The 19,335-nt window shown below is 72.9% G+C and carries 19 protein-coding genes and 1 tRNA gene; 15 read left to right on the top strand and 5 right to left on the bottom strand.

The annotated features are described in order from the left end of the window. The first annotated feature begins 15 nt into the window (after nt 1–15). Nucleotides 16–1,065: a UDP-N-acetylmuramate dehydrogenase gene (locus BLU55_RS11140; protein ID WP_231916830.1), complete on the top strand. Its 1,050-nt coding sequence runs from the start codon at nt 16–18 to the stop codon at nt 1,063–1,065. 30 nt (nt 1,066–1,095) lie between these two features. Here BLU55_RS11140 and BLU55_RS19760 read toward each other — a convergent pair whose 3' ends face one another. The 3 genes from BLU55_RS19760 to BLU55_RS11125 form a co-directional block, all read right to left on the bottom strand. Next, nucleotides 1,096–1,881 carry a DUF4190 domain-containing protein gene (locus tag BLU55_RS19760; RefSeq protein ID WP_197680962.1) on the bottom strand — a complete coding sequence of 262 codons (786 nt, stop codon included), beginning with the start codon at nt 1,879–1,881 and terminating at the stop codon, nt 1,096–1,098. Nucleotides 1,882–1,888: 7 nt separating this feature from the next. Further along, nucleotides 1,889–2,902, bottom strand: coding sequence for an adenosine deaminase (locus BLU55_RS11130; RefSeq protein WP_091729601.1), 1,014 nt, complete (start codon nt 2,900–2,902; stop codon nt 1,889–1,891). 95 nt (nt 2,903–2,997) lie between these two features. After that, the gene (locus BLU55_RS11125; RefSeq protein ID WP_231916829.1) at nt 2,998–4,290 is read right to left on the bottom strand and encodes an aminotransferase class I/II-fold pyridoxal phosphate-dependent enzyme; all 1,293 of its coding nucleotides are present in this window, start codon (nt 4,288–4,290) and stop codon (nt 2,998–3,000) included. 108 nt (nt 4,291–4,398) lie between these two features. On the opposite strand from BLU55_RS11125, the gene BLU55_RS11120 reads away from it, so the two are divergent. The 9 genes from BLU55_RS11120 to BLU55_RS11080 all read left to right on the top strand — a co-directional run bounded on the left by BLU55_RS11120 (nt 4,399) and on the right by BLU55_RS11080 (nt 11,828). Beyond that, nucleotides 4,399–4,471: transfer RNA gene (locus tag BLU55_RS11120), tRNA-Trp, on the top strand. A 41-nt stretch (nt 4,472–4,512) separates the two neighbouring features. Then, entirely contained in the window at nt 4,513–4,740 is a 228-nt protein-coding gene (secE, locus tag BLU55_RS11115; protein WP_091729596.1) for a preprotein translocase subunit SecE, read from the top strand. Between the two features lie 92 nt (nt 4,741–4,832). Further along, on the top strand, nt 4,833–5,702 hold the full coding sequence (gene nusG, locus BLU55_RS11110; RefSeq protein ID WP_407938430.1) for a transcription termination/antitermination protein NusG: 870 nt from the start codon (nt 4,833–4,835) through the stop codon (nt 5,700–5,702). Between the two features lie 101 nt (nt 5,703–5,803). Beyond that, nucleotides 5,804–6,232, top strand: a complete 429-nt coding sequence (rplK, locus tag BLU55_RS11105; protein WP_091729592.1) for a 50S ribosomal protein L11 — start codon at nt 5,804–5,806, stop codon at nt 6,230–6,232. 106 nt (nt 6,233–6,338) lie between these two features. Next, on the top strand, nt 6,339–7,052 hold the full coding sequence (rplA, locus tag BLU55_RS11100; protein WP_091729589.1) for a 50S ribosomal protein L1: 714 nt from the start codon (nt 6,339–6,341) through the stop codon (nt 7,050–7,052). 114 nt (nt 7,053–7,166) lie between these two features. Continuing rightward, nucleotides 7,167–8,015 carry a LolA-like protein gene (locus BLU55_RS11095; protein ID WP_091729587.1) on the top strand — a complete coding sequence of 283 codons (849 nt, stop codon included), beginning with the start codon at nt 7,167–7,169 and terminating at the stop codon, nt 8,013–8,015. Nucleotides 8,016–8,104: 89 nt separating this feature from the next. After that, entirely contained in the window at nt 8,105–9,403 is a 1,299-nt protein-coding gene (locus BLU55_RS11090) for a YveK family protein (protein ID WP_091729584.1), read from the top strand. Further along, the gene (locus BLU55_RS11085) at nt 9,400–10,734 is read left to right on the top strand and encodes a hypothetical protein (protein ID WP_091729582.1); all 1,335 of its coding nucleotides are present in this window, start codon (nt 9,400–9,402) and stop codon (nt 10,732–10,734) included. The genes BLU55_RS11090 and BLU55_RS11085 overlap by 4 nt, the downstream gene beginning before the upstream one ends. Beyond that, nucleotides 10,731–11,828, top strand: a complete 1,098-nt coding sequence (locus tag BLU55_RS11080) for a glycosyltransferase (RefSeq protein WP_197680961.1) — start codon at nt 10,731–10,733, stop codon at nt 11,826–11,828. The genes BLU55_RS11085 and BLU55_RS11080 overlap by 4 nt, the downstream gene beginning before the upstream one ends. Here BLU55_RS11080 and BLU55_RS11075 read toward each other — a convergent pair. Then, complete coding sequence (locus tag BLU55_RS11075; protein ID WP_091729579.1) at nt 11,776–12,891, bottom strand: glycosyl hydrolase; 1,116 nt, start codon at nt 12,889–12,891, stop codon at nt 11,776–11,778. The two genes, BLU55_RS11080 and BLU55_RS11075, sit on opposite strands and share 53 nt — an antisense overlap. 518 nt (nt 12,892–13,409) lie before the next feature. Here BLU55_RS11075 and BLU55_RS11070 point away from each other — a divergent pair. From BLU55_RS11070 to BLU55_RS11050, 5 genes are read left to right on the top strand one after another with little or no spacing between them, the layout of a single operon-like run. Next, nucleotides 13,410–14,210: a glucose-1-phosphate cytidylyltransferase gene (locus BLU55_RS11070; RefSeq protein ID WP_197680960.1), complete on the top strand. Its 801-nt coding sequence runs from the start codon at nt 13,410–13,412 to the stop codon at nt 14,208–14,210. Between the two features lie 13 nt (nt 14,211–14,223). Beyond that, nucleotides 14,224–15,243 (top strand): NAD-dependent epimerase/dehydratase family protein, encoded by a 1,020-nt coding sequence (locus BLU55_RS11065; protein WP_197680959.1) that lies wholly within the window; start codon nt 14,224–14,226, stop codon nt 15,241–15,243. Then, nucleotides 15,240–15,821 carry a dTDP-4-dehydrorhamnose 3,5-epimerase gene (rfbC, locus tag BLU55_RS11060; RefSeq protein WP_091729571.1) on the top strand — a complete coding sequence of 194 codons (582 nt, stop codon included), beginning with the start codon at nt 15,240–15,242 and terminating at the stop codon, nt 15,819–15,821. The genes BLU55_RS11065 and rfbC overlap by 4 nt, the downstream gene beginning before the upstream one ends. Further along, nucleotides 15,818–17,113 (top strand): NAD(P)H-dependent oxidoreductase, encoded by a 1,296-nt coding sequence (locus BLU55_RS11055; protein WP_091729569.1) that lies wholly within the window; start codon nt 15,818–15,820, stop codon nt 17,111–17,113. Before rfbC ends, BLU55_RS11055 begins: the two co-directional genes overlap by 4 nt. Beyond that, nucleotides 17,110–18,039 carry a glycosyltransferase gene (locus BLU55_RS11050; RefSeq protein ID WP_091729566.1) on the top strand — a complete coding sequence of 310 codons (930 nt, stop codon included), beginning with the start codon at nt 17,110–17,112 and terminating at the stop codon, nt 18,037–18,039. Before BLU55_RS11055 ends, BLU55_RS11050 begins: the two co-directional genes overlap by 4 nt. A 34-nt stretch (nt 18,040–18,073) precedes the next feature. Here the strand turns inward: BLU55_RS11050 and BLU55_RS11045 are convergent, their stop codons facing one another. Beyond that, nucleotides 18,074–19,330, bottom strand: a complete 1,257-nt coding sequence (locus tag BLU55_RS11045) for an MATE family efflux transporter (protein WP_091729564.1) — start codon at nt 19,328–19,330, stop codon at nt 18,074–18,076. Nucleotides 19,331–19,335 lie beyond the last annotated feature (5 nt).

Raw genomic sequence — 19,335 nt, 5'->3', positions numbered from 1 at the left:
ACTAGCCTCCCCGAGGTGACCGTGACCCCGTCCGCTCCCCGCTCCGGCCCCAGCCCGCACCTGGCGGGGCTCACGACCCTGCGCGTGGGTGGCCCCGCCGCCGACCTGGTCGTCGCCGAGACCGAGGACGCGCTGGTGGAGGCGGTCCGCGGGGCCGACGAGGCCGGCACCCCGGTGCTGGTGGTCGGTGGCGGCAGCAACCTCGTGGTCGCCGACGAGGGGTACGCCGGCCGCGTGGTGCTGGTCCGCACCCGCGGTCTGCGCGCCGAGTCCGACCTGTGCGGCGGCGCCTTCGTCGAGGTCGCCGCGGGCGAGCCGTGGGACGACCTGGTCGCCGCGGCCGTCGAGCGCGGCTGGTCGGGCCTGGAGGCCCTGTCCGGCATCCCCGGCACGACCGGCGCCACGCCGCTGCAGAACGTCGGCGCCTACGGCCAGGAGGTCAGCCAGACCCTGGCCCGCGTCCGCACCTGGGACCGCCGGCGCGGAGCGGTGCGGACCTTCGCAGCGGCCGACTGCGGCTTCGGCTACCGGACCTCGCGCTTCAAGCAGGAGCCCGACCGCTTCGTGGTGCTCGCGGTGACCTTCCAGCTGGGCGTGGGCGACCTCGGCGCCCCCGTGCAGTACGCCGAGCTGGCCCGTGCGCTGGGCATCGAGGTCGGTCGCCGGGCGCCCGCCCGCGCCGTGCGCGAGGCGGTGCTGGCCCTGCGGCGGGGCAAGGCGATGGTGCTCGACGCGGAGGACCACGACACCTGGAGCACCGGCTCGTTCTTCACCAACCCGTTCGTCGACCCGGACCGGCTGCCCGAGGGCGCGCCCTCCTGGCCGGCCGACGGCGACCGCGTCAAGACCAGCGCGGCCTGGCTGATCGAGCACGCCGGCTTCGCCAAGGGCCACGGGGACGGCCCGGCCCGGCTGTCCTCGCGCCACACCCTGGCCCTGACCAACCGCGGTGAGGCCAGCACCGCGGACGTGCTCGCCCTGGCCCGCGAGATCCGCGACGGCGTGCTCACCCGCTTCGGCGTCGAGCTCCACCCCGAGCCGGTGCTGGTGGGCTGCTCGCTCTGAGGGCGCGGGCCGCCGCGCCGCGGACCCGCCTCAGACGTTGCCGTAGTCGCTGCTGCTGCTCCCACCGGAGGCGACGCCGATGACGATCACGGCGGCCACGACGAGCAGCGCGAGGACGAGCAGGACGGTGCCGATGATGCCGGTGACCTGGCCCGCGCGGGCCTGGCCCTCGCCGCTGAAGCGGCCCTGCGAGGCGCGGATCTCCTTGAGGCTGTTGCGCCCGATCGCCCAGGCGAACGGCGAGGCCAGGAAGCCGATGCCGCAGCTGAGGCCGAGCACCAGCCCGACGATGCCCAGGATCATGGCCAGCGTCGACTGCGGGTGCGCCACCTGGGGGTACGGCGTGCCGTACTGGCCCGGCGCGTAGCCGCCCGGTCCGTAGCCGCCCGGCGCGTACCCACCCTGGCCGTAGCCCCCCTGCGCGTACCCGCCCTGTGCGTAGCCGCCCTGGCCGTATCCCTGCTGCTGGCCGTACCCGCCCTGGCCGTAGCCCTGCTGCCCGTAGCCCTGCTGCTGGCCGTAGGCCGACGGCGGGGCGGCCTGCTGCGGGGCGTCGCCGCCGGGGGAGGCCTCGGGCTGGGGGTAGGAGCCGTGGGGACGGTCCCAGCTCTGGTCCGCGGACGGCTCGCCCCAGCCCTGCTGGTCGGCGGGCCGGTAGCCGACCGGCTGGGTGTGCTCCGGGTCGGCGGAGCCCGACGACCCCGACGACCCCGACGACCCCGACGACCCCGACGACCCTGACGACCCCGGGGTCCCCGAGGGGGTCTCCTGGTCGTGCTCGCCGCGGGCGGGGTCCTCACCGGGATAGCTCGTCATGGCCTCATCATCCCCACCAGGCGTCGATCTCGGCCAGCCAACCCGCCTTCTGGTCCTCCGGGGCGGCGCTGGCGCGCACCGACCCGCGCGCCAGGTCGGCCAGCTGGGCGTCGTCGAGGTCGTGAGCGGCGCGCATGGTGGCGTACTGGCCGGCGAGGCGCGAGCCGAACAGCAGCGGGTCGTCGGCCCCGAGGGCGACGGTCGCGCCGGCCGCGAGCAGCTCCGGCAGCGGCACCGAGGTGAGGTCGCTGTAGACGCCGAGGGCCACGTTGGAGGTGGGGCAGACCTCGAGCGCGATGCCGCGCTCGACGATCAGCTCCAGCAGGCGCGGGTCCTCGACCGAGCGGATGCCGTGGCCGAGCCGGTCGGCGTGCAGCTGCTCGACGCAGGTCCGCGCCGAGGCGGCGCCGAGCAGCTCGCCGCCGTGGGGGACCAGCCGCAGGCCGGCCCGCTCGGCGATGGCGAAGGCCGGCGCGAAGTCGGCGGTGGTGCCGCGTCGCTCGTCGTTGGACAGCCCGAAGCCGACCACGCCTCGGTCGGCGTACTGCGCCGCGAGCCGGGCCAGGGTGCGGGCGTCGAGCGGGTGGCGGGTGCGGTTGGCGGCGATCACCACGGCCATGCCGATGCCGACCTCCCGGGAGGCCTGCGCCACCGCGTCGAGGACGAGCTCGGTGAAGGCGGTGATGCCGCCGAAGAGGGTGGCGTAGCCGCTGGGGTCGACCTGGATCTCCAGCCAGCGACCGCCGTCGCGCTTGTCGTCCTCGGCGGCCTCGCGGACCAGGCGGCGGACGTCGTCCTCGGTGCGCAGCACCGACCGGGCCACGTCGTAGAGGCGCTGGAAGCGGAACCAGCCCTTCTCGTCGGCCGCCGACAGCGTGGGCGGCCACTCCTCGACCAGGGCGTCGGGCAACCGGTAGCCCTCGCGGGCCGCGAGCTCCAGGAGCGTGCCGTGCCGCATCGAGCCGGTGAAGTGCAGGTGCAGGTGCGCCTTGGGGAGCTCCTCGATCGAGCGGGGGCGCACCGGGCGTCCCCGGGCTGCGCCGTCCTCGTGGTGGCGGTCCCGGGCTCGGGCTCCGCCCTGGTCCTGGCGGGGATCGGTGGGGCCCGTCACCGTGGCTAGCCGTGCAGCTTCTCGGCGGCGGCGAGCAGGACGCAGGTGGTCACGGCCTCCATGGCCGCGGTGACCTGCTCCAGCGGCGGGAACGTCGGGGCGAGGCGGATGTTGCGGTCGCGGGGGTCGTCGCTGTGGGGGAACGCCGAGCCGGCGGGCGTCAGCGCGATGCCGGCCTGCTTGGCCAGGGCGATCACCCGCGAGGCGGTGCCGTCGAGGACGTCGAGGCTGACGAAGTAGCCGCCGGTCGGCTCGGTCCAGGTCGCCACCCCGAGGCCGCCGAGGCGCTCCTCGAGCACCCGCTGCACCTCGGCGAACTTCGGACCGATGACCTCGCGGTGCCGGACCATGTGGTCGCGCACGCCCTGGGCGGAGCCGAAGAACTGCGCGTGGCGCAGCTGGTTGAGCTTGTCGGGACCGATGGAGCCCTGGCCGAGGTGCCCGACGTACCACTGCACGGTCTCCACCGAGCCGCCGACGAAGGCGACGCCGGCGCCGGCGTAGGTGATCTTCGACGTCGAGGCGAACATGATCGGGCGGTGGGGGTGGCCGGCGGCCGAGGCCAGGGACAGGATGTCGGCGCTCTTGGCCTCGTCCTCGGTCAGGTGGTGGAACGCGTAGGCGTTGTCCCAGAAGATCTTGAAGTCGGGCGCCGCCGTCGGCATCGAGGCGAGCCGCTCGGCGACCTCCTGGGTGACGACCGAGCCCGTGGGGTTGGCGTACGTCGGGACGATCCAGATGCCCTTGACCGACGGGTCGGCCGCGGCGATCTCCGCCACGGCGTCCACGTCGGGGCCGGTCTCGAGCATCGGCACGGTCACGGTCTCGATGCCGAGCCACTCCAGCAGCGTGAAGTGGCGGTCGTAGCCGGGTACCGGGCAGATGAAGGTGACCTTCTCCTCGGCCGACCACGGGCGCTCGCTGTCGACGCCGCCCTTGAGCAGCAGGTCGACCAGCACCTCGCGCATCATGACCAGGCTGGAGCTGCCGCCGGCGACGAGCTGCTCGGGCTCGATCCACAGCAGCTCGGCGAAGATCTCCCGCAGCTCCCGCAGCCCGTGGAGCCCGCCGTAGTTGCGGGTGTCGACGCCGTCGGCGTCGACGTGGCCCTCGGGCAGGGCCAGCAGCCGGTCCGAGAGGTCGAGCTGCGCCGAGGACGGCTTGCCCCGGGTCAGGTCGAGCGTCAGGCCGCGGGCCGCGAGGTCGGCGTGCGCCGCCCGCTGCTCGGCGAGGAAGGCCTCGATCTCCTCGGGGGAGCGGTCGGCGAGGGGGCGGGTGCTCTGGCTCTGCTGCGTCACGCCCACCATGGTCCCAGATCCGCCCGGTTCGACTTTGTCCGGGACCGACCCGTAGACTCGGGGACTGGTGTTTCCGGCCACTGTTGCGGCATGCCCGGAGCGCACCGAAGGGCACTAGCTCAACTGGCAGAGCATCGGTCTCCAAAACCGAAGGTTGGGGGTTCAAGTCCCTCGTGCCCTGCGAGACGCAGACCAAGGACGGCGACCGGAAGTGGGAAGCACGTGACGGAGAAGGCAGTTCGCCCCGAGAAGAACTCTCGTGAGCGCACCAGCCCGCTCACGTTCTACCGCCAGGTGGTCGCCGAGCTGCGGAAGGTGGTGTGGCCCACGCAGCAGCAGCTGGTCACCTACTTCTTCGTGGTCCTGATCTTCGTGCTCGTGATGATCGCGTACGTCTCCCTGCTCGACGTCGCCTTCGGCAAGGCCGTGTTCGCGCTCTTCGGGGAGTAGCCCCGCAGCGCGGGCCGCCTCGAGCCCACGAGCACCGGTGTCCCGGACGGGACACCCGACCAGAAGCAGCAGGAAACCGAGATGACGGAGTGATCGTGTCGCAGTTCAACGACGAGCAGCCCACCGAGGCTGACTCGACCGGGTCCGAGTCGGTCCTGGAGGCCGAGGAGGCCGTCCTCACCGACCCCGAGACCGGTCAGACCACCGAGGTCGTCTCGCCCGCCGACGAGGAGGTCGTCGACCCCGACGCCCCCGTCGAGGCCACCGACGAGTCCGCCACCGAGGACGCCGCTGCCGACACCGAGGAGCTGCCCGACATCGACGCCGCCCCCGCGGACCCGATGGAGGAGTTCCGCAAGGCGCTGCGGGAGAAGGAGGGCGACTGGTTCGTCGTCCACACCTACTCCGGCATGGAGAACCGGGTGAAGGCCAACCTCGAGAACCGCATCACCTCGCTCAACATGGAGTTCTACATCCACGAGGTGGTCGTGCCGACCGAGGAGGTCGCCGAGATCAAGAACGGCCAGCGCAAGATGGTCAAGCGGACCGTCCTGCCCGGCTACGTCCTCGTCCGCATGGACCTCACCGACGAGTCCTGGGCCGCCGTGCGCCACACGCCGTCGGTGACCGGCTTCGTGGGCCACAGCCACCAGCCGGTGCCGCTGAGCCTGCAGGAGGTCGAGAACATGCTCGCCCCCGCGATCGCCGCGCAGGCCGCTGCCGCCGCGCCGGCGGAGTCCTCGGGCTCCGGCGGGTCGAGCCCCTCGGCCTCGCGCCCCCAGGTCGCCGTGGCCGACTTCGACGTCTCCGACTCCGTCATGGTCGTCGACGGCCCGTTCGCCACGCTCCACGCGACCATCACCGAGATCAACGCCGAGGCCCAGCGGGTCAAGGCGCTCGTCGAGATCTTCGGCCGGGAGACCCCGGTCGAGCTGAGCTTCACCCAGATCCAGAAGGTGTGAGGCTAGCCGGTCGCCGCCCGCGGTGACCGGACAGCGCAACCGCAACACCAGTGGCAGAGGGCATCGGCCCTCGTCCTGACCACGAGAGAGAGAAGAAGGCAATGCCCCCCAAGAAGAAGATCGCCGCACTCGTCAAGGTGCAGCTCAACGCGGGCGCGGCCACCCCGGCCCCGCCCGTCGGTACCGCCCTGGGTCCCCACGGCGTGAACATCATGGAGTTCTGCAAGGCGTACAACGCCCAGACCGAGGCCATGCGCGGCAACGTGATCCCGGTCGAGATCACCATCTACGAGGACCGCTCGTTCACGTTCATCACCAAGACCCCGCCCGCCGCGGAGCTGATCAAGAAGGCCGCCGGCGTCGCCAAGGGCTCGGGCGTCCCGCAGAAGGACAAGGTCGGCAAGCTGACCAAGGACCAGGTCCGCGAGATCGCCACGACCAAGCTGCCCGACCTCAACGCCAACGACCTCGACGCCGCCGTCAAGATCGTCGAGGGCACCGCCCGCTCGATGGGCATCGTCACCGAGTGACCCCGCGTCGGTCGGACCCGTCCGGGACCGACCGGCACCCATGCTCCACGTGGCAGAGCCGCGCTGGCTCATCGCGACCACACTTCCGAGAAACAGAGGAATCACCATGCAGCGCAGCAAGACCTACCGCGCGGTGGCGGAGACGTTCGACCAGGACGAGCTCCACGCCCCGCTGTCCGCCATCAAGATCGCCAAGGGCGGCGCCAAGAAGAAGTTCGACGAGACCGTCGACGTGGCCATGCGCCTCGGGGTCGACCCCCGCAAGGCCGACCAGATGGTCCGCGGCACCGTCAACCTGCCCCACGGCACCGGCAAGACCGCCAAGGTCCTCGTGTTCGCCAACGGCGACAAGGCCGAGGCCGCCCGTGAGGCCGGCGCCGACGTCGTCGGTGGCGACGAGCTGATCGAGAAGGTCAACGGTGGCTGGCTCGACTTCGACGCCGTCGTCGCGACCCCCGACATGATGGGCAAGGTCGGCCGCCTCGGCCGCGTGCTCGGCCCCCGCGGCCTCATGCCCAACCCGAAGACCGGCACGGTGACCCCCGACGTCGCCAAGGCCGTCACGGACATCAAGGGCGGCAAGATCGAGTTCCGCGTCGACCGTCACGCCAACCTGCACTTCATCATCGGCAAGGCGTCGTTCTCCGAGGCCCAGCTGGCCGAGAACTACGCCGCTGCCCTCGAGGAGGTGCTGCGCCTCAAGCCGTCCAGCTCCAAGGGCCGCTACCTGCGCAAGATCACGGTCTCCACGACCATGGGCCCCGGCGTCCAGGTCGACCCCAACCGCACGCGCAACGTCGCGGGCGAGGACGAGGCCTGACGGACCCCCGTCACCAGCGTCATTGCTCCACCGCCGAGGCGGCCGTCCTGACAGGATGGCCGCCTCGGTCGTCTCCGCCCCGGTGACGACCACGACTCGGGAAGGTGGCGCGCCGTGCGTCGTACGTCGAAGGTCCGGATCCTGGCCGCCCCCGCGGTGGCCACCCTGCTCGTGCTCGGGGGCTGCGGCTCGAGCGACTCGGGCAGCTCGGGCGACGGGGGCAGCTCCTCGGCGGGCGACTCGTCCAGCGCGTCCGCCGACGCCGGGTCGGACGACTCGGCAGGCTCCTCGGGCGAGGAGCTGACCAAGGCCGACTTCGGCGACCGCATCTACGCCGCCTTCCAGGACGCCGGCACCCTGAAGTTCACGATCACCACCAGCGGGGCCGGCTCCAGCACCGGCACCGGGGAGGCCGACCTCAGCGGCGACCAGCCCGCGTCCTCGGTGACGCAGGAGGTGCAGGGGGCGGGCAAGGTGCAGGCCATCGCCGTCGACGGCGTGTTCTACCTCAAGTCGGCCCAGCTGAGCGGCGAGAAGTGGCTCAAGGTCGACCCGAACGCCAAGGACGGCCTGGGGGCCCTCATCGGCTCCCTGGGCGGCAACAGCGACCCCTCCAAGCTGCTCCAGGTGATGAACCAGGCCAGCGAGGTCACCGCGGAGGGCCAGGAGGAGGTCGAGGGCACCGAGACCACGAAGTACCACGTGGTGCTGCCGCGCAAGGCCTTCGCCGCCACCCTGGGCGACAACCCGCAGGTCGTGCAGATGCTGCCCGCCCAGATCGAGTTCGACATGTGGGTCGACGGCGACGACCAGCTCCGCAAGGTGACCTACGAGCTGGCGGTCGGTGGCCAGGAGAGCGGGACCACCGTCACCTACCGCGACTTCGGAGACCCCGTCTCGATCCAGGCCCCGCCCGCCTCCGAGACCACGACCCAGGCGCCCGGCCTCGGCGGCACTCCCTGACGGGAGGGTCACCCGGCCTGACGGGTTCTCAGAAGTCACCCAGCCTGGTGGCCTAGCATGGCCCGAGCACCTACGAGGGGGGATCGCCGGTGGACCGGATGTTGGAGGGGGCGTCGGCACGTCCCGACGGCTCGTCGAACCGGGAGCGCGCGGGGGCGACGCCCTGGCGCGAGACCACCCTCAACCGGCTCCGGCTGCGCTGGATCTGGATCGTGCTCGTGGGCCTGCTCGGGGCCGTGCTCGCCGTGCTGCTCTCCGCGGGTCCGGCGACCTACGAGGCCACCGGGGTGCTGCAGATCAGCAGCTCGACGACCGACAGCGCCCGCGTCAAGCAGGTCGCCCAGACCGTCGAGCGCACGGCCACCTCGTCGCGGGTGATCGACCGGGCCGCGTCGGCGCGCGGCACCACGGAGGCCGAGCTGGCCCCGCGCGTGACCGCGCTGTGGCAGACCGACACCGACATCGTCGACGTGACCGTCACCGGCGCCGACGAGGACGGCGTCGTGGCCGACGCCAACGCGGTGCTGCGCAGCCTCGACGCCTACTACCGCCAGCAGACGCAGGACGCGGTCAGCGCGCTGCGCCAGAGCGGCAACGAGCTGCTCAACAACGGCGAGCTCGACAACCCCACCGCCGAGGAGGCCCGCCGCGCCGGCGTCGGCCAGGCGCTCGCCGCCCAGCAGGGCGAGGCCGCGTCCAGCACCACCGCCGTCTCGGCGCTCGCCGACGCCACCAGCGCCACCACGGTCGGCCTCTCCACCCCGGTCTCCGCGGTGCTCGGCCTGTTCGCCGGCCTGGTGCTCAGCTCCGCCGTGGCACTGCTGCTGCCCTTCCGGCGCCGCGCCGTGCGCCGCGCCTCCGACGTGCCCCTGCTGCTGCCCGGCACCAGCGGGGTCGACGGCAAGGGCGGCTCGGCCGAGGTGGCCGGGCTCTTCCTCGAGTCCGACCGGCGCGACATCGCGGTGGTGGCCATGCCCGGCGCCGAGGAGGCCGCCACGACGTTCGGGGCCGACCTGGTCGCCCTGCTCCACGCCCACGGCGTGACCGCCTCGATGACCAACCTGCTCAGCACCGACAACGCCGCCATCGGGGTGCACAAGCGCACCCCGGAGACGGTGCCGCGGACCGCAGCGGCGGCGCCCTACAGCGACCTGGCGGCGATCCGCGTCCTGGGCCACGCCGGCCGCCACGACACCCGGGCCCGGCTCAACGTCGCGACGCTGGTGATGGTGACCGGGGCCCGCAGCGAGTCGCTCGGCCTGCTGGCGGGCCAGCGCGAGGTGCAGGCCGTCGTGGTGACGGTGCCGCGCGGGCACTCGGTCAACAAGCTCAGCGGGGTGGTGGCCCAGCTGCGCCACGCGGCCCCGGTCGTCGCCGTCGTGTCGTGACCGCGACGGTCCTCGCGGCGCCGGACGCGCTGCGCCGCGACACGCTGCGCTTCGTGACCGTGATCTACGTCGGGGTGGTGCTGCTCCAGCGCTTCTCGGTGCCCAACCAGCCCGTGGCGCTGCTGCTGCCGCTCGCCTTCGTGGCCGCGGGCTGGGGCCTGGCGCGGGGGCTGCTCGAGGTCGACGACCGGCGGCTGCTCGCCTGGCTCGCCGCCTCGGGCGCGACCGCCCTGCTCATCCCGTTCCAGTCCTACGTGCTGGACCGGGAGCTGATCAGCTTCACCTCGTGGGGGCTGTTCATGGCCAGCTGGCTGCCGTTCGTGCTGCGGCTGGTCGACCGGCGGATGGCGACGTACCTCGACGTGCTCCGAGCCGTGGTCCGCATCAGCGTGGTGCTGGCCGCCGTCTGCGTGGTCATGGTGGTCTCGCAGTACGCCGGGCTGGCCTACCACGACTGGTTCGCCGACCTCGTGCCCGCGCCGCTGCAGCTCGGCGGGTTCGTCATCACCTACCCGATCAGCTACGACTCGCCCATCTACCGCGCCAACGCCTGGATCGGGCTCGAGCCCTCGATGGTCTCGCTCCAGCTCGGGCTCGGGCTCGTGGCGGCGCTGCTCACCGGGGCCCGGCTGCGCTCCATCGCCCTGCTGCTGGCCGGCCTCGTGGCGGCGACGTCGGGCTCGGGCTTCGCGATCCTCGTCGTGGCCCTGGTCGTGATGCTGCTCAGCCCCGTGCGGACGGTGCTGCGCCGCTTCCTGCTGCCGGGGGTCGCCGTGGTGCTCGCCGGCCTGGCCAGCCCCCAGGGCCAGAGCATCGCGGGCCGGCTCGGGACCGGCAGCGGCGTGGACCCCTCGCTCGGCCTGCGCGCGATCTCGCCGTACTCCTACCTGTGGCCGACGTGGTCGACCGACCTGTCGCTGGTCCTCTTCGGGGCGGGGCCGGGCTCCTCGCAGCGCCTGGTCGACCGCTCGGGCATCCTGGGCCTGCTGGTGCCGACCCCGATCAAGATCTTCTTCGACTACGGCCTGCTGGCCGGCCTGGTGCTCGCGGCGTTCATCCTCGTCTGCTTCGTGGGCGGGCCCAGCCGCACCCTCTCGCTCGCCCTGCTCATCTCGCTGTGGACCCTCCAGCCGGGCACCACCACCATGGTCGTGGTCATCCCGGTGCTGCTGCTGGTGGCCTGGTGGTCGCCGCGCGCCGACTCCCCGGCGCTGGAGGACCTCTACCGACGTCGCCGCGAACGCCGTCGCCGAACCGGTCGCCGCGCGCTGCGCGTCCCCAGCGGCGACGGGTACGCCGACCTCACCGACGCCCTCAGGAGGCACCCGTGACCCCCGACGCGACCACCACCGCGACGCCCGTCGTCTCGATGCTGATGCCCGTCTACAACGAGGAGGCCAGCGTCGCCGAGGCGGTCGCCTCCGCGCTGTCCCAGAGCGTCGACCCGGTGGAGCTGCTCGTGGTCGACGGGCGCTCGGCCGACGCGACCGTCGACATCGTGAGGCGGCTGGCCGAGGCCGACCCCCGCGTCCGTCTGCTCGACAACCCGGGCCGCACCATCCCGTGCGCGCTCAACATCGGCCTGGCCGCGGCCCGGGCCGACGTGGTGGCGCGGGTGGACGCCCACCTGACCATCAACCCGGACTACGTCGCGACCGGGCTGGCCGTGCTCGCCGAGCACCCCGAGGTGGCCGCGGTCGGCGGCCGGCGGGTCGGGGTGGCCGACTCGGCCACGGGTCAGGCCGTCGCCGCCGCGCTCTCCAGCCCCTACGGCGTGGGCGACTCGATCAACCACTACGCCACCGAGCCCCAGGAGACCGACCACGCCTCGATGGGCGTCTACCGCACCGCGGTGCTGCGCGAGGTCGGCGGCTGGGACGAGTCGCTGCGCGTCAACGAGGACGTCGACATCGACCACCGGATCCTGGCGACCGGGCGCCGCATCCGCTACCACCCCGACATGGTGATGCTCTGGTCGGTGCGCGAGTCGCTGCGCGACTTCGGCCGCCAGTACCGCCGCTACGGCCGCGGCAAGGCGGGCATGGTGCGCAAGAACGGGCCGGCGGCCGTGCGTCCCCGCCACCTCGCGCCCCCCGGTCTGCTGGGGATGCTCACCACCTCCGCGCTGGCCGGCGTGACCGGCCACCCGAGGGTCGCCGTCGCGCTCGCCCTGCCGTACGCCGCGGTGCTCACCAAGGCGGTCTCGGCCACCGACCTGCCGGGCGGACGCACGCCCGACGGCGCTCTGCGGCTGGCAGGGGCGTTCGCCACCATGCACCTGGCCTGGGGCCTGGGGTTCACCGAGGGGCTGCTGCTGGGGGCCGAGCCGGCGCTGTCGAGCGGCCGGGCGCCGGGGGAGCAGGGCTCGCGGCTCACCAGAGCTCTCGGTAGACCTCGCTCGACTCGGGGTTCTGCGCGGGCGTGAGGAACAGCGAGGACCCCAGGTAGGGGTTGGGCTCGTCGAAGTAGTTCTCGTAGGCGAGCCGGTCGCGGTGCTCCCGGAAGAAGGCGAACATCTGCTCGACGAAGTAGGGGTTGTCTCCCGACCCCTCGGCCGAGCGGGCGGTCAGGCCCCACTCCGGCACGGCGAACGGCTTGTCGTGCTCGGTGGCGAAGTCCACCAGGTCGAGCAGCCCGACCCCGGTGCTGGGCCGGATGGACTCCTCCCACGCGGCCCGGTCGGTGGCACGGGCCGTGAAGCTGTCGTAGTGGTCGCACCCGACGACGTCGACGACGTCGTCCCCGGGGTAGAGCCGGGTCAGCGCTGAGAGCCGGTCGTCCTCCGCGCCGCGCAGCGGGGCCCCGCAGGAGATGTCGAAGACGAAGCTGAGGTCGGGTGCCTCCTGCGCCATGACCGTCGCCACGTGGCGGTACGCCGCGACGAAGTCGGTCGCGGTCGCGGCCGTCGCCCCCCACGGGAACCAGGTGCCGTTGGCCTCCAGCCCGATCCGCACGAAGCTGTCGCCGCGGTCGCCCGCGACCAGGGTCCTGGCCACGCTGCGCCAGACGTCGTCGTGCGCACCGTCCGCCACGTCGCGCAGCGTCCCGGGGGCTCGCTCCGGCAGCAGCGGCAGGCCGTAGCTGAGCCGTCCGGGGAAGCCCGCGAAGGTGTCGACGTGCCAGTCGCTGGTGCGCAGCTCCTCCCAGGTGGCGTACGCCGGGTAGGTGGTCACCACGTCGGCCGGGTCGCCCCGCCAGGCGCCGAAGCGCTCGAGGTCGCCGTCGCTGAGCGCCCCTCCCAGCCAGATGCCGCTCGACCACGGAGGCCCGGGGTCGCTGCTGGCCGTGGAGGCGCGCGCCCCCTCGTCGCGGGTGCCGGCGGCACCGGTGCCCGTGCTCGGGGTGCACGCCGCCAGGGGGAGGAGCAGCGCCGCGGTCGCGGCGGCGAGCAGGCGACCGCGCCGGGACGCGGCCGGCCGGGTCGGCAGGGCGTGGTGCAGGGCGTGGTGCTGGGCGCGGTGGTGGGCGTGGTGACGGGCGTGGTGCACGACGTCCCCCAGACGGCTGTGGGTGCTCGGCCTCGTGTGCACCACGAGCCTAGCCAGGGGGTCGGCACCCGCCAGGCCGCCCACGGGTGCCGGCCGGACAGGTGCACGACCGCGGCCCCGTCCCCGCGCGTGGGCAACATCCCTGGTCAGGGGCCTGCCCCTCGGCCGGGAGCGCTGCGAGCAGGGCGGCGCACGGCGGATGCCCGCCGACTTCTCACGCGGTCTAGCCCGACCTGCGCGATCGCCCCAAAACATCCCTCCGTGGGTGATAACTTCCTTGCGTCGCAGGGCCCGCCGGACGTCTCCGGTGTCGTCCCGCACGGGCCCGGTCTCCGGCAGCCCGACGAAACCGGGGGGTTTTCACTGATGGCGAGCCACGTCACCGACGCGTCCGTCGCTGCTGCCGTCCTCCCGACCCGCAGCCAGCGTCGCGGCCGTTCTCGGGCCGTCGCCGGCGACTCCGCTGCGCACCTCGCGCAGCCGTCCACCGACCCCGACAGATGCGTAGGATCCCAGCCATGAACAACGCCGACATCCCCGTCGTCATCCTCTGCGGTGGCATGGGAACTCGCCTCCGCGAGGCCAGCGAGAAGCTCCCGAAGCCGCTGGTCGACATCGGTGGCAAGCCCATCCTGTGGCACGTGATGAAGACCTACAGCCACTTCGGCTTCCGGCGCTTCGTGCTGTGCCTGGGCTACAAGAGCGACCTCATCCGCCGCTACTTCCTCGACTACCGCGAGCACCAGAACGACTTCACCCTGGAGCTGGCCTCGGCCGAGCAGCCGCAGTGGCACGGCGGCAGCCAGCTCGAGGACTGGGAGATCACCTTCGTCGACACCGGCCTGCTCTCCGGCACCGGTGCCCGGGTGAAGCGCGTCGCGCAGTACCTCGACCAGGACACCTTCATGCTCACCTACGGCGACGGCATCGGCGCGGTCGACCTCGACCAGCTGCTGGCCAACCACGCCGAGGGCGGCCGCATCGGCACCGTCACGGGTGTCCACCCGGCCAGCCGCTACGGCGAGATGCACGTCGAGGGCAACCAGGTCAGCGAGTTCAACGAGAAGCCGACCCTGGCCACCGGCTGGGTCAGCGGCGGGTTCTTCGCCTTCCAGCGCGAGATGGTCGACCGCTACCTCGACGACGACCCCGGCCTGCTGCTCGAGCACAAGCCGCTGCGCTCGCTCGCCTCCGACGGCGAGCTCACGATCAACCCCCACGAGGGCTTCTGGATGGGGATGGACACGTTCCGTGACTGGACGGAGCTCAATCAGCTCTGGGACGCCGGCGAGGCTCCCTGGAAGGTCTGGGAGGACTGACGTGCGCGTTCTGGTGACTGGCACCGACGGATACCTCGGCTGCCTGGTGGCCGCGGACCTGATCCGCGAGGGCCACGAGGTGACCGGTGTCGACACGGGCTTCTACCGTCTCGGCTGGCTCTACAACGGCGTCGACGCGTTCGCGCGCACGCTCAACAAGGACATCCGCAAGCTCACCCTCGAGGACCTCGAGGGCGTCGAGGCCATCGTGCACATGGCCGAGCTGTCCAACGACCCCCTGGCGGCGGTCGCGCCCGAGCTGACCTACGAGATCAACCACCAGGGCTCGGTCAACCTGGCCACGCTGGCCAAGCAGGCCGGCGTGGAGCGGTTCGTCTACATGTCCTCGTGCAGCGTCTACGGCTTCTCCGACAGCGACGCCGAGCTCGACGAGACCTCCCCGGTCAACCCGCAGACGCCGTACGCCGAGTGCAAGGTGATGGTCGAGCGCGACGTCTCGCCGATGGCGAGCGACTCGTTCTCGCCGACCTTCATGCGCAACGCGACGGCGTACGGCGCCTCGCCGCGGCAGCGCTTCGACATCGTGCTCAACAACCTGAGCGGCCTGGCCTGGACGACCAAGGAGATCGTGATGACCAGCGACGGGTCGCCCTGGCGCCCGCTGGTCCACGCGCTCGACATCTCCCAGGCGATCCGCCGCGTGCTGGCGGCGCCGCGCGAGGCGATCCACGGACAGGTCTTCAACGTCGGTGACAGCGCCCAGAACTACCGGGTCAAGGAGATCGCCGAGATCGTGGGTGCGGAGTTCCCGGGCTGCGAGGTGACCTTCGGCGAGAACGCCGGCGACAACCGCAGCTACCGGGTCAACTTCGACAAGATCAAGGACACCCTGCCCGGGTTCGCGTGCGACTGGGACGCCGTCAAGGGGGCCCGCCAGCTCCACGAGATCTTCGAGACCATCGACCTCGACGAGGCGACCTTCCGCGGTCCCGGCCACACCCGGCTGCTCGCGCTGCAGAAGCTGATGCGCTCGGGCCAGGTCGACGGTCAGCTCTACTGGAAGCAGCCGTGAAGATCCTCACCACGCCCATCGAGGGGGTCGCGATCGTGGAGCTCGAGCTCCGCGAGGACGACCGGGGCTTCTTCGCCCGCACCTACGACCGGGCCGAGTTCGAGGCGGCGGGCCTCGAGCCCGCCGTCGAGCAGTGCAACATGTCCTACAACCACAGGGCCGGGACGCTGCGCGGCATGCACCTGCAGGTGGCGCCGCACCCCGAGACCAAGCTGGTGCGCTGCGTGCGCGGCGGCATCGTCGACATCATCGTGGACCTGCGTCCCGACTCGCCGACGCGGCTGCAGCACGTGGCCGTGGAGCTCACCGCGGACAACCGCCGGGCGCTGTTCGTGCCGGCGTACTTCGCCCACGGGTTCCAGACCCTGGTCGACGACACCGAGGTCGTCTACCAGGTGAGCGGCGCCTACACCCCGGCCGCCGAGCGCGGCCTGCGCCACGACGACCCCGACCTGGGACTGCCCTGGCCGCTGGCCACCTCGGTGATCAGCGACAAGGACCGGTCCTGGCCGCTGCTCTCCGAGCGCCCGGCCTCCGACTTCGACCCGCTGCCCGCAGCCGAGGAACCGCCCCGATGATCATCGTCGACACCGCCCTGCGCCGTCGCGCCGCCGAGGGCAACCCGGTCCGGGTGGCCCTGGTGGGCGCCGGCTTCATGGGCCGCGGCCTCACCAACCAGATCGTCAACAGCGTCCCCGGCATGGAGCTGGTGGCGATCGCCAACCGCACCCTGGCCCGCGCCGAGCAGGCCTACGCCGAGGCCGGTGTCGGCGAGGTCCGCCAGGTCGCCGACGGCGCGGCGCTCGACGCCGCCGTGGCCGACGGCGTCGCGGCGGTGACCGACGACTGGCGCGCGGTGTGCGACGCCGCGTCGGTCGACGCCATCGTCGAGGCGACCGGTGCCGTGGAGTTCGGCTGCCACGTCGTGGTGCGGGCCATCGAGCGCGGCAAGCACGTCGTGCTGATGAACGCCGAGGTCGACGCGACCGTGGGCCCGCTGCTCAGCCGGCGTGCGAGCGAGGCCGGCGTGGTCCTCACCGGGTGCGACGGCGACCAGCCGGGCGTCCAGATGAACCTCGTCCGCTTCGTGCAGGGCATCGGTCTGACGCCGCTGGTGGCCGGCAACGTCAAGGGCCTCCAGGACCCCTACCGCACGCCCACCACCCAGAAGGCGTTCGCCGAGCGCTGGGGACAGGACCCCCACATGGTGACCAGCTTCGCCGACGGCACGAAGATCTCGATCGAGCAGGCGACCGTGGCCAACGCGACGGGCATGACCGTCGCGCGGCGCGGCATGGGCGGAGCCGACCACGCGGGCCACGTCGACGACCTGGTCGAGCACTACGACGTCGAGCAGCTGCGCGAGCTGGGCGGCGTCGTGGACTACGTCGTGGGCAGCAAGCCCGGACCGGGCGTCTACGTCCTGGCGACCCACGACGACCCGAAGCAGCGGCACTACCTCGAGCTCTACAAGCTCGGCCAGGGTCCGCTCTACAGCTTCTACACGCCCTACCACCTGTGCCACTTCGAGGTGCCCTCCACGGTCGCGCGTGCGGTGCTGTTCGGCGACGCGGCCATCGCGCCGCTGGCCGGTCCGAAGGTCGAGGTCATCACGATCGCCAAGCAGGACCTCGCCGCCGGCACGGTCCTCGACGGTCTCGGCGGCTACCACACCTACGGCGAGGCGGAGGCCTACGACGTCAGCCAGGCCGAGGGCCTGCTGCCGATCGGCGTGGCCGAGGGCTCGCGGCTGACCCGCGACGTGCGCAAGGACGAGGCGATCTCGTACGCCGACGTCGTGCTGCCGGAGGGGCGCCTCGTCGACGAGCTGGTCGCGGAGCAGACCCGGCTCTTCGCCGCCCAGGCGTGAGCACGACGAGCGACGAGCAGGAGGCGGCGGCGGTGGTCGAGTTGTCCGAGATCGAGGTGGTCCTCGTGACCTACCGCAGCCGGGCGCTGGTCGAGACGCTGCTCGCGCGGCTGCCCCGCGACCTGCCCCTGGTGGTCGTCGACAACTCCGGGGGCGCGGACGCGGTGGCCGACGTGCTCGAGGGCCGGGAGCACGCGCGCTACCTCGACGGTGGCGGCGTGGGCTTCGCCCGCGCGGCCAACCTCGGTGCGTGGAGCTCCGAGCGCCCCTACCTGGTCTTCGTCAACCCCGACACCGCCCCCACCCCCGAGCAGCTGTTCGCGCTGGTCGAGGAGCTCAAGGGCGACCCGGGTCTGGCGGCCGTCTCGGCCACGACCGTCACCCACGACGGCCGCGTCGAGCTGGGCGTCGGGGGCTGGGAGCCGACCGTGGGCCGGGTCCTCGTCTACGCCACCGGCCTGCACTCGCGGTTCCCGACGGCGGGCGTCTTCGCCCGGCCCGAGCCCCACCAGGAGATCGACCTGGAGTGGCTCACCGGTGCCTGCCTGGCGGTGCCGCGCGAGACGTTCGTGGCCCTCGGCGGCTTCGACGAGCAGCACTTCATCTACAACGAGGACATGGCCTACGGCCGCCGGCTGCGCGAGGCGGGGCTGCGGCAGAAGCTGCGCACCGACCTGCTGGTGCCACACGCCGGCGCCGGCTCCGGCGGGGCCAAGACCACCATGCTCCAGATGCGGGGCGCCTCGATGTTCGACTACGTGCGCCGTCACAACAGCGCCCCGGCGGCGCACACGATGCGACTGGTGCTCGCGGCCGGGTCGCTCGGCCGCGCGGCCGTGTGCCGCGCCCGGGGCAACCCGGACGCCGCGGCCGGGTTCGCGGCGTACAACCGCGGGCTGTGGCGCGGCGCGCCGGACATGAGCTGACCCGACGAAACCCGACCCGGCGGGGTCTGGCGCCTCAGGTGCCGGCGTGGTGCTGCGCGGAGGCACCGGCGAGGCGACGGGCTTCGCGGCGCACGCGCACCCACCACACGGGCGCCACCGACCAGTAGGCGAGGGCGAAGCCCCAGGCCGCCCCCTGCGCACCTCCGACGACGACGCCCCCGACGCCCCCGAGGAACATCAGCGGGGCCAGCACCGCGTGGATCGAGAGCGTCACCCGTGCCCGGTCCATGGCGTAGAGCGCCACTGCGGGTCCTAGTGCGATGGCCGCGCCGGCCTGCTGCACGATCGAGGCGACCAGGATCTGCGAGGTCGTGGCCCACGTGTCGCCGAGCAGCTCGCGGCCCCACGCGTCGGGCACCAGCAGGAACAGTGCCCCCCACAGGACGCCCATGCCGGTGACCAGGCCCGAGAGGGCCACGGCGGCTAGCACCCACCTCCGCGCGGACAGGTCCCGGCGGCGGCGCGAGAGCTCCGGGAGGGCGAAGCTCTGGATGCCCACGGCCAGGATCGTCGTGGGGCCGAGCAGCACCTGCACCCCGCGCAGGGCTCCGACGGCGCTCAGGGTGCCGATCGAGGCGATGCACAGCAGTGCGAGCTGCATGCCGCCCTGGAGGGTGACGTACTCCAGCAGCAGGTAGCGCGAGAGGTCCCAGTGGCGACGCAGCCAGGTGACGGCCGACCGGGGCGCGGGGCGCACGCCGGCCTGCCGCAGCCCGAGCAGTGCGGCAGCGCAGGCCGCTCCGCCCCAGGCCAGGAGCAGCGGGCCGACGGTGCCGAGGTCGGCAGCCACCAGCGCCAGGACTGCCCCGATCTGGAGCACCGCCCACAGGGCGTCGTTGACGACGGCGGCCTGCGGCCGCGCCTCGGCGAAGAAGACGAAGCGCCAGGCGTCCTGCACGAGCAGCCCGGGCAGCACCACGCCCAGCGCGAGCAGTGCCGTGCCGGCCGCGCCGTCCAGCAGCGAGCCGGCGACCAGGCAGCCGACCCCGCCCACGGCGCCCACCACCAGCGCGGTCCCGACCGACGCGGCGCCGGCCGGTCGGAAGAGGCGGTCGTCCTTGCCGGCGAAGCGCACGCTCAGCGGGGACGACGACACGGCCCGGCTCAGGCCGACGAGCACGGAGAAGACGGTGAAGGCGATCGAGAAGCCGCCGAACTCGGTCTCGGTCACCGACCGGGCGACCAGGAACGACAGCAGCGCGTTGGTGGCGCTCGAGAGCACCTGGTCGCCCAGGTTCCACCCGACGCGCAGCAGCGCCCCCCGCCTCACCGGCG

The sequence above is a fragment of the Nocardioides scoriae genome, from assembly GCF_900104965.1.
In the GTDB taxonomy this organism is placed as follows: domain Bacteria; phylum Actinomycetota; class Actinomycetes; order Propionibacteriales; family Nocardioidaceae; genus Marmoricola; species Marmoricola scoriae.
Note: the sequence above shows the minus strand (reverse complement) of the source record. Positions and strands in the feature narration are given on the sequence as shown.

Coding starts and splice junctions, on each gene's coding strand:
- rplA (WP_091729589.1), top strand. CDS start 6,339: ATGCAGCGCAGCAAGACCTACCGCGCGGTGGCGGAGACGTTCGACCAG.
- rplK (WP_091729592.1), top strand. CDS start 5,804: ATGCCCCCCAAGAAGAAGATCGCCGCACTCGTCAAGGTGCAGCTCAAC.
- BLU55_RS19760 (WP_197680962.1), bottom strand. CDS start 1,881: ATGACGAGCTATCCCGGTGAGGACCCCGCCCGCGGCGAGCACGACCAG.
- BLU55_RS11055 (WP_091729569.1), top strand. CDS start 15,818: ATGATCATCGTCGACACCGCCCTGCGCCGTCGCGCCGCCGAGGGCAAC.
- BLU55_RS11070 (WP_197680960.1), top strand. CDS start 13,410: ATGAACAACGCCGACATCCCCGTCGTCATCCTCTGCGGTGGCATGGGA.